10 protein-coding genes are annotated in these 9,180 nt (G+C 46.1%); 9 read left to right on the forward strand and 1 reads right to left on the reverse strand.

The window, feature by feature from the left end; all coding sequences use genetic code 11:
* Positions 1-201 precede the first annotated feature (201 nt).
* The 9 genes from lepB to ACWNM1_RS29455 all read left to right on the forward strand — a co-directional run bounded on the left by lepB (position 202) and on the right by ACWNM1_RS29455 (position 8,519).
* Positions 202-810, forward strand: coding sequence for a signal peptidase I (gene lepB / locus ACWNM1_RS29415; protein ID WP_042189466.1), 609 nt, complete (start codon positions 202-204; stop codon positions 808-810).
* A 29-nt stretch (positions 811-839) separates the two neighbouring features.
* Entirely contained in the window at positions 840-1,700 is an 861-nt protein-coding gene (ylqF, locus tag ACWNM1_RS29420) for a ribosome biogenesis GTPase YlqF (protein WP_042189465.1), read from the forward strand.
* A gap of 266 nt (positions 1,701-1,966) precedes the next feature.
* On the forward strand, positions 1,967-2,578 hold the full coding sequence (locus ACWNM1_RS29425) for a ribonuclease HII (RefSeq protein WP_449603757.1): 612 nt from the start codon (positions 1,967-1,969) through the stop codon (positions 2,576-2,578).
* Positions 2,579-2,650: 72 nt separating this feature from the next.
* Positions 2,651-4,819 (forward strand): DNA ligase, encoded by a 2,169-nt coding sequence (locus ACWNM1_RS29430; protein WP_449603752.1) that lies wholly within the window; start codon positions 2,651-2,653, stop codon positions 4,817-4,819.
* The gene (locus tag ACWNM1_RS29435; RefSeq protein ID WP_449603753.1) at positions 4,816-5,124 is read left to right on the forward strand and encodes an EscU/YscU/HrcU family type III secretion system export apparatus switch protein; all 309 of its coding nucleotides are present in this window, start codon (positions 4,816-4,818) and stop codon (positions 5,122-5,124) included. Before ACWNM1_RS29430 ends, ACWNM1_RS29435 begins: the two co-directional genes overlap by 4 nt.
* Positions 5,121-5,507: a YraN family protein gene (locus ACWNM1_RS29440; protein WP_449603754.1), complete on the forward strand. Its 387-nt coding sequence runs from the start codon at positions 5,121-5,123 to the stop codon at positions 5,505-5,507. Before ACWNM1_RS29435 ends, ACWNM1_RS29440 begins: the two co-directional genes overlap by 4 nt.
* 153 nt (positions 5,508-5,660) lie before the next feature.
* Positions 5,661-6,074 (forward strand): hypothetical protein, encoded by a 414-nt coding sequence (locus ACWNM1_RS29445; protein ID WP_139328534.1) that lies wholly within the window; start codon positions 5,661-5,663, stop codon positions 6,072-6,074.
* Positions 6,075-6,112: 38 nt separating this feature from the next.
* Positions 6,113-6,622, forward strand: a complete 510-nt coding sequence (locus ACWNM1_RS29450) for a phosphoesterase (protein ID WP_449603755.1) — start codon at positions 6,113-6,115, stop codon at positions 6,620-6,622.
* A 190-nt stretch (positions 6,623-6,812) separates the two neighbouring features.
* On the forward strand, positions 6,813-8,519 hold the full coding sequence (locus tag ACWNM1_RS29455; protein ID WP_449603756.1) for a YifB family Mg chelatase-like AAA ATPase: 1,707 nt from the start codon (positions 6,813-6,815) through the stop codon (positions 8,517-8,519).
* A 230-nt stretch (positions 8,520-8,749) separates the two neighbouring features.
* Here ACWNM1_RS29455 and ACWNM1_RS29460 read toward each other — a convergent pair whose 3' ends face one another.
* On the reverse strand, positions 8,750-9,175 hold the full coding sequence (locus ACWNM1_RS29460; protein WP_449603758.1) for an organic hydroperoxide resistance protein: 426 nt from the start codon (positions 9,173-9,175) through the stop codon (positions 8,750-8,752).
* Between the last annotated feature and the right edge of the window lie 5 nt (positions 9,176-9,180).

Raw genomic sequence — 9,180 nt, forward strand, 5'->3', positions numbered from 1 at the left:
TCTTATATTTCTCTTATAAACGCTAACCCGCCTTAAAGGACGCTGAGGGCGTTTTAGCTTGGCATACAATGCGTGCGACATATACGCTTGGGGATCAGCTTCTCCGAAAAGGCCTCCTGAAGGAGTATCTGTGGAGGGGTTTTTGGCAGGAGCTTTTTTGTGTTGTATAGTAAGAGTAGTATTAAGAGAGGACGGTGAACTATGCAGCAGGAACAAAGTGAAACTTTGGAATCAAGCGCGCAGAACCCACGTAAACCTAAAAATGAAGTCTTGGAATGGGTCAAGGCCATTGCGATTGCTTTAGTGTTGGTTTTTCTGATTCGCTGGCTTTTGTTCAAGCCTTTTATTGTAGATGGACCTTCCATGCAGCCTAATTTCCATACTGGTGAACGTGTTATCGTAAATGAGATTTTGTACGATATTAGATCTCCGCAGCGGGGCGAGGTTATAGTATTCCACGTGCCATCTGAGGGTAGAGATTTTATTAAACGTGTAATCGGTGTCGCTGGAGATACTGTGAAAGTAGAAGGGGATGTAGTTACGGTTAACGGGGAAGTTGTTAATGAGACCTATATCCAAGATGCAATTGATGCAAAGCATAGTATCAACGCTCTGTATAATAATAAAGATTTCCCTAATGAAGAGTTCCCAGATGGTACTGTACCTGAAGGACATGTGTTCGTTATGGGGGATAATCGCTCGGATAGTACGGATAGCCGAATGATCGGTTATGTACCTCTGGGGGATATTGTAGGCCGTGCAGATTTAATCTTCTGGCCGATAAAGGATATTTCACTGATTAACCATTAAGTTGACAGCAGTCAAAGGAGGTGACGGCAATGGCCATTCAATGGTTTCCTGGTCATATGACGAAGGCTAGGCGGCAAATCGAGGATAAGCTGAAGCTGATTGATGTTGTAATAGAATTGCTCGATTCCCGTCTGCCGCTTTCCAGCCGCAATCCGATGATTGACGATATTTTGCGGGACAAGCCGAGATTGATTATTTTGAACAAAGCAGATCTGGCAGATCCAGAAATTACACGGAAGTGGCTGGCGTACTTCAAGGCACAAGGGCACGTTGCTTATCCTGTTGATGCATCTACTGGAACAGGTGTAAAGGATATTCCAGAGCAAGTCAAGCTGCTCCTGAAAGAAAAGATTGACCGGCAGATTGCAAAAGGAATGAATCCGCGAGCGATGCGTGCATTGATCGTTGGTATTCCTAACGTTGGTAAATCTACACTCATTAACCGGATGGCTGGTAAGAGTATTGCTGCTACTGGTGACCGCCCAGGGGTAACCAAGGGTCAACAGTGGATTAAGACAGGCGGCAACTTGGAGCTTCTGGATACCCCAGGTATTTTATGGCCGAGATTTGAGGACCAAGAAGTAGGTTATCGCCTAGCGGTAACAGGTGCAATAAAGGAAGAAATCCTGAATATTGAGGACATCGCCTTTTATGCAGTGAAATATTTGGTGAAGGACTACGGCTCTAGATTTCAAGAACGCTTTGGCATTGAGAAGCTTCCTGAGGATCTGGAGAATCCAGATGAGATCGTAGCTGTTATGGAAGCCGTGGGTCGTAAACGCGGTTGTCTAATCAGCGGTGGACGTGTGGATCTGGAAAAAGCTTCGCGGGCCTTGTTGCATGAGCTACGGGCAGGTAAGCTTGGACGCTTTACGCTGGAAACGCCTTAAATGGTGTGAATTCTGCGTTTAATGGACTAGGTATGGAAGAGCCATCCGAAATTTCGGAGGCTCTTTTTTTATGTTTTGGGTCCTCGACAAAGTAGCTGAGTACGCCTCAAGCTAAGCCTCACTTTGTGGGGGGATTTTTATAGGAATGGATTAAATTGGAACGTCTATTTTAAGATGACCATGTAAGCTTTACTATGATAAGCTGATTTATGTAGATCATAGAATAATTCATAATTGGCGGTGACAAATTAGTGAGTTCGATAGATATGTTGGCCTATGAAAAAGAAGGCTGGGAACAGTCTTATCGCCGAATAGCAGGCGTAGATGAAGTAGGAAGAGGTTGCTTGTTTGGGGACGTCGTCGCAGCAGCGGTGATTTTGCCAGAGGGGCTTATTATTGATGGAGTAAATGATTCCAAAAAACTTACAGCTAAAAAGAGAGATGCTTTATACGAGATTATAATGGAGCAAGCGCTTGCCGTGGGGGTGGGGTATGTAGACTCTACTGTCATTGATGAGATTAATATTAAGCAAGCTTCACGCCTGGCCATGAAAAAGGCAGTAGAGAGTCTGGAGCACACTCCTGACTATATGCTGATCGATGCTGAAAAGATAAACCTCCCTTTGCCACAACAGGCAATTATTAAAGGAGATGCTAATAGCCAGTCCATTGCAGCAGCTTCGATTATTGCTAAAGTGACCAGAGACAGGCTGTGTGAAGGTCTGTGGGAGGAATCATACCCTGATTATGGGATTGCGATACATAAAGGTTATGCGACCAAGCTTCACCGGGAACAAATTACGGCTCTAGGTCCAACGCCCATGCATCGACGTAGTTTTATTGGGCGGATTCTCGCGGAGCAGCAAACGTTATTCTAGAAGCAATGCTTAAAAAAGTAGGATGAATACCGATATAGTAAGAAGAGAGAAAATGGAGGGAGGAGAAACGGTATGAATATCGGAACATTGATCCGCGGATTGCTTGGAGAACAAAAACCGGGTGCAGCGAAGTCTTTAGAGTTAAAAGAAGGGCAAGTTGTTCGTGGTGTTGTTCTCTCTGTATCGGATTCAGGCAAAGAAGCGGTTGTGCAAATTCAAGGTACACCTGTTCGTGCAGAATTAGAAACACCATTACTGCCTGGAGAAACCTTGAATTTACAGGTTGGATCACCCGGAGAAGGTGGATTACCCGTATTGAAGCCGGTCTCCCTCGGTGAAACGGCGTTAGTCACTCCCCAAAGCATGGGTGAGGCCTTGGAGTCGCTCGGATTAGCAGATTCCAAAGCAGGTCGAGAAATTGTACTAGCGATGCAAGCAGGAGGCGTTCCACTTACAAAAGAGACAGCGGCTTTGTTGGATGCGGTAATGAGTGCAAAACCAGCTGGTGTGCCTGCTTCAGAGTGGCTTGACGCAGCTGTCATTTCTGTAAAGCGGGGACTACCCGTTACAGCTGAGAGTGTGAAAGGATTGCAGCAGGCTGTATTTGGCCCGCAGCTGCATCAGCTTTTATCAGCACTGGAAGATCAGATTACAATATGGGCAGGTCAAATTGCTAATGAAGAAACAATAACCGCAGAATCTAAAGCTGGAATGGGTACAAATACTGGAAAACTTGAACCTTTGGTAACTGCAGGTGCTGGAAGTGGGAATAATATGGGTGTTGTAGAGGGTGACGCTACAGAAGCTGACCCTATACAATTGGCAGCTAAAGGAAATGGACAAGCTACAACTAAAACTGCTGAAGGCACTATCGCAAGCGCAAGTACCGTTCTTTCGGAAGGAGCAGCTGAAGGTGCTCTGAAACCGGTTGAACAAGGTACGCCAGTCAAGATGACTCTTAATATAACTTCTGATAATGAAACGGGGATTGGAACTGGCGAGCCAGTTGTAGTTGATGAGACAGGTGAAGGAGCTCAGATCTCGAAGGGTGGTATTGTTGCAGAGCCTATGGCTGGTAAATCAACACCTGCCATGATATCCGGCGCTCTAAATAGTGCTTTAAGCGCTCAAGCTGATAGTGCGTTGAATAATCCTGTCCGTTCCAGTGAAGTTGAGATTCAGGGTAATGCCTTGAATTTGAATAAGGACGGGGCATTGGATAGTGCTATACATGCAGATAAGAGTCGGGTTGCCTCGATGGATAAGAGTGGGGCTATGCCGGGTGGCACGAGTGTGAGCGCCGAAGGAACTGCTGCTGGTGCGGCGCCCCATGCAGCTAGTGGGACCGCCCTGCTCGCGAAGCTGCAGGGCGTGCTCACCGAGCTGCGCGGCAGTCTGCCGCAGCTCGCCATGCTCCCGCCTGCTGACGCGGCGGGAGCAAGCCCTGCCCCCGCGGCTGCTGCGCCGCGCGGGGAGGCCTTGGCTGCGACGGCTTCGCCGGTGCAGCCGGACACCGCCCCACCCGCGGACGCGGAGTCGTGGGTGGGGCGGGTGCTGAAGCTGCTCGGTGCGGAGCACGAGCAGCAGGCGGTGCGCGGCGGCGCAGTAGCCGCCGCAGAGACGGCCCGCGCGGCGGCAGGTACGGCGGCAGGTACGGCCGCGCTTGGCAGTGCGGGTGTCGGAGGCGAACAAGCCACCGACACCTTGAAGGGCGTGCTGCTGCAGATCATGAGCAGCAGCGAGGTACCGCCCGCGGTAAAAGAAGCCGCGAGCGGACTAGTGCAGCAGCTGACAGGACAACAGCTGCTGCTCAATACAGATCGAACAGCTCCTTTCGCGCAAGTAACTTTGTTCTTGCCGCTGCAAGGTCCAGATGGGCAGGAGACAGCTTCCGTTCATATTCAGTCGCGTCGGGGACGCAAGGGTGAATTAGATGCTGCCAATTGCAGGCTCTGGTTTGATTTGGATATGAAGCAGCTCGGCCAGACGCTGGTTGATGTGCAGGTTGTTGATCGAATCGTTAGTCTTAAGCTGCACAATGATCATCCTTGGGTGCTTGAACTGTTGGAACAGCGGCGTGATGACATTAAAACAGCAGTAGAATCTATTGGTTATCAGTTGTCGGGATTAAGAACTGAACCTTTACCAGAACTAAAGCTATCTACAGAACTTGCCAATCCCCATAGTAAGCTTGTTGATTATGTTCCTGATGCTTATAAAGGAGTGGATTACCGTATATGAACGAGAATGAGCCTGTACCACCAATTTCACAAGGGCTCAAAAAAGCGGTCGCTCTCAAATATAGCCCAGGACAAAGCGAGGCACCTGTCGTTGTTGCCAAAGGAAAAGGGGCGATAGCGGATCTGATTCTGCAAAAAGCTAAAGAGAGTGGGGTTGCTGTCCAAGAGGACGCAGCTCTCGTAGAAGTTCTTTCAAAGCTCGATCTAGATCAACAGATTCCATCTGAACTTTATCAGCTAGTGGCTGAAATCCTCAGCTTTGTGTATCAGAGCGACCGTTCCGCCGGTGAACGGAGACCGGAATGAAAGAGCCATATACAAGAGAACGCTACAACCGCAAACAGAAGGGGGCCGCTGCTGAAGACGGGGCTGTGCAGTACTTATCTACTTGTGGGTACAAGATCTTAGAACGAAATTGGCGTTGTCGAACCGGAGAACTTGATATTATTGCGGAGAACGAAGGCTGTATTATTATTATTGAAGTTCGCAGTCGTAGTGGAGAGCTATATCAAGGGACTCCGGAGGAATCAGTGAATGCTCGAAAAATACATCAAGTGCGAAATACAGCACAGGTTTATTTGCATATGAAAGGTTATGATGATCGAAGAGTAACTTTTGACGTCATTAGCATTTTACTGAATGAAGATTTAAGCATCGCTTCTTTGGGGCATATACGTGAGGCTTTTTAAGCTGCACCCCATATTCTCACGCCATTCATTATGGGCACTGGCATTCTTATGAAAAAAGTCTTTACATAGCCTCCGCACAGTGGGTCATTTCTCAAAAGAAATGGGTAAACATTAGAGTAACTTTTTAATGTCATCATGAGGAGGGCTGTTTAAGTGAAGAATAAACCTTTTGAAATGCAGGTTAGTTTTGCTTGCCAATATTGCCAGCAGAAGATTGAAGTGAAATTTACCGCAGAGCCAGTATCCGTTGTCTGTTGTGCAAATTGCAATAAGAACTTCACGGTTATGCGGCCCACTATAGCTGAGGAAATATTAATCGATTGGAAAAATGAAGCGCTATTTCAAAAAATCCGCGCCGATAAATCACAAAACAGCAATAGCAGTCTCTTAGCGCTTGTTATAAAAGTCATAGAGCTTCTTACATGGCGTGATAAAGGTAATGGACAGGTGGAAGCGATTAAAGAGATGCGTGGCTGGCTCATTGAGAATGAAGAGACTCCCCCTCTAGCTGAACTGATCCAGAGCGATAATAAAAAACGATCACATAAGCGGCGTGACTGGAGATAATCATACAAACTATGATCAAAAAAGAAAGAAGGGTGAACATGGCTAACGTTTTTTTTACATCCGACCATCATTTTGGACATAAGTTGATTATTGATTTTGAATCCAGACCCTTTATAGATGTGGGGCAAATGAATGAATCCATGATTGAGAGTTGGAATTCGGTAGTGAATCCGGATGATAAAGTGTTTCATTTGGGAGACTTTTCGTTTCTTAATAAGGAAGCGACACGTGCTATTGTGGAGAGGTTACATGGCTATAAAATTCTAATTCTCGGAAATCATGATCGGGGACGCGGCCGGGATTGGTGGCTTGAAGCAGGCTTTGACGAGGTTAGTGAATATCCGCTGATTTATAAGGATTTCTTTTTTCTCTCTCATGAGCCTATGTATATGAATAAACATATGCCTTACGTAAATGTGCATGGTCATATTCACGGACAAAAATATGAAGGAAAGAATTATTTTAACATTTGTGTAGAGCATTGGAACTATAAACCATTGACTTTTGAAGAGATTAGGGACTCTGTCATAGTTAGTGAAGAAGGTTAAAATAGGTCTATATGATTATCTATGCGTATTTATGCAATACGATATTTATTAATAATTCTTGATTACGCTAAGATTCCCTATATATAATGAGATATAATAGCTAATTTATTATCGGAAAATAAGGAAGCACCTTTTTTCTTGAAGATTTGACACCCAAACAGGGGTGTATTTCAGGAGATGAGGTGTTTTTATGTATGGAAAAATGCATAGTGCATGTCTGTATGGAATTGAAGGGGTAATGATAGGTGTAGAAATTGATCTTGCGAATGGATTACCACAGACGAATATCATTGGTCTGCCTGATTCTGCGATTCGTGAGGCAGTAGAACGTGTAAGAGCCGCTATTAAGAACTGTGGTTATCGTTATCCCCAGCAGCGCATTACGATAAATCTGGCACCAGCCGACTTACGCAAAGAAGGCTCTGCCTTTGACCTTGCGATTGCTCTGGGGATACTGATAACTAGTGGTCAACTGATAATGGCCTCAGCCAATGAGGTGCTTTTTATTGGTGAGCTTGCGCTTGACGGTAGTCTGCGTCCAGTATCGGGTGTTCTACCAATGGTGGAGGCTGCGCGTAAAAATGGATTTAAGGCTGTACTGCTTCCCAAAGGGAACGCTGCTGAGGCAGCTTTGATCAGTGGCATAAATATATACGCAATCGACCATTTGTGCGCATTACCGAACCCGGAAGAATCGCCGTCCAATTCAGCTAAGGGTATAAAAGGGGACGACGAACAGAATCAACGAAGTGGGGGTGTTTCCGAAGATATGCCTTCCATATCATCTCTGCCTTTTCCTGTAACTGTGACCAAGGGGATAGATGCTAATGACCGACCTCCGGTTCTTGTCCTTTCTTTGGAACATCTTAAATATACCCCAGTTTACGGTACTTCTGAGGACTCCTTATATGGAATGAACGAGATGATGGATGATTACAGTGATGTGCTAGGGCAACAACATGTAAAAAGAGCCCTGACCATTGCGGCAGCGGGCATGCATAATATATTGCTCATCGGTCCACCCGGTACAGGGAAGACGATGCTGATTAAACGCCTTCCAAGCATCCTTCCGAAATTGTCTGAGAGTGAGGCTCTTGAGGTGACCAAAATTTTTAGCGCAGCAGGAACTTTAAAAGATGCACACAATGGCTTACTGCGTAGTCGTCCTTTTCGCTCTCCCCATCATACGATATCTGCCGCAGGCCTTATTGGGGGTGGAGGCATTCCAAAGCCGGGAGAAGTTAGTCTTGCGCATCGAGGGATTCTCTTTTTAGATGAGTTGCCCGAATTCTCTCGGAATGTACTTGAAGTGTTACGCCAGCCGCTCGAAGACGGGGTTGTTACCATAAGTCGTGCTCGAGCTTCTTTTACCTATCCTGCAAAATTCATGCTGGCCGCATCGATGAATCCCTGTAGCTGCGGTTATTTTGGGAGTAATCTTTCTCAACAACATTGTACATGCAGCCCCGCCAGGATTGCTCAATATCGCGCAAAGATATCAGGACCCTTATTGGATCGTATTGATTTACAGGTGGATGTTCCTCGCCCAAAGGAATGGGATCGTCAGGGGCATGTTCTATCTTCGGCTAAGATGTATGCAGAGGTGATGGCGGCACAGACGATACAAGCTAAACGGTTTAAGCGCTTGCCTATTTCTTGGAATAGTGAACTTTCCGGCGCTTCCCTTCGGAGATATGCAAGTCTTAGCCGTGAAGGTGCCCAATTGCTGTATGACATTCTGGAAAATTTAGGTTTAAGCATGCGAGCGCATGATCGAATTATTAAGTTATCCCGTACAATAGCTGATCTGGAAGGCGCACCGGATATTACTTCTGCGCATCTTGCGGAGGCTGTGCAGTACCGTAATTTAGACCGTCAGGCGATGACAGAAGAATAAATTAAATAGAGCAGCGATTCCCGTTATTGGCGAATTGCTGCTCTGTTTTTGGGTTATTGATTTCAATCCGCAAAATTGTTAACGTCTCTGGAACCTTATGGACCCGAAAGACATGATATGGGCATTTTTAGCTTTTGGAGCGTGCTTTCGGACTCCAGAGACACTAATTGAATTTAAAATCATCTCTATCCGTTAGGGCTTCGTTTGAGAAAAAATTTCTCTGTATTTCCTTACAGTACATTCAATTCTACAGCGATATTGCCGCGGGTTGCGCGGGAGTATGGACAAGCGCCATGAGCAGCCTCTACTAAAGAGGTTGCGGTTTCTCTGTCAACGCCTTTAACTAGCACATCAAGCTTAACTGCTATGCCAAAACCTCCATCTTCAACTTTACCAAAGCTGACTGTGGCCGTTACTTCGCTACCTTCAATTTTCACTTTTCCGAGTCGGGCAACCATGTTCAGTGCACTATCGAAACAAGCGGAATAACCAGCTGCAAATAATTGCTCAGGATTTGTACCTTCGCCACCGGCACCTCCCATTTCGCGTGGTGTGCTGATTGTAAGATTGAGCTTAGGGCTTTCTGATTCGATAAAACCGTTTCTTCCTCCTACGGCTTTAACAGTGGTTTCATACATTTTTTGCTGGATCGTCATCATTG

This window comes from Paenibacillus sp. Marseille-Q9583 (assembly GCF_976954365.1).

Excerpts from the sequence above, each read along its gene's own strand:
- ACWNM1_RS29435 (WP_449603753.1), top strand. The coding sequence starts at position 4,816 with ATGAACGAGAATGAGCCTGTACCACCAATTTCACAAGGGCTCAAAAAA.
- ACWNM1_RS29430 (WP_449603752.1), top strand. The coding sequence starts at position 2,651 with ATGAATATCGGAACATTGATCCGCGGATTGCTTGGAGAACAAAAACCG.
- ACWNM1_RS29440 (WP_449603754.1), top strand. The coding sequence starts at position 5,121 with ATGAAAGAGCCATATACAAGAGAACGCTACAACCGCAAACAGAAGGGG.
- lepB (WP_042189466.1), top strand. The coding sequence starts at position 202 with ATGCAGCAGGAACAAAGTGAAACTTTGGAATCAAGCGCGCAGAACCCA.
- ylqF (WP_042189465.1), top strand. The coding sequence starts at position 840 with ATGGCCATTCAATGGTTTCCTGGTCATATGACGAAGGCTAGGCGGCAA.
- ACWNM1_RS29450 (WP_449603755.1), top strand. The coding sequence starts at position 6,113 with ATGGCTAACGTTTTTTTTACATCCGACCATCATTTTGGACATAAGTTG.
- ACWNM1_RS29460 (WP_449603758.1), bottom strand. The coding sequence starts at position 9,175 with ATGACGATCCAGCAAAAAATGTATGAAACCACTGTTAAAGCCGTAGGA.
- ACWNM1_RS29455 (WP_449603756.1), top strand. The coding sequence starts at position 6,813 with ATGTATGGAAAAATGCATAGTGCATGTCTGTATGGAATTGAAGGGGTA.
- ACWNM1_RS29425 (WP_449603757.1), top strand. The coding sequence starts at position 1,967 with ATGTTGGCCTATGAAAAAGAAGGCTGGGAACAGTCTTATCGCCGAATA.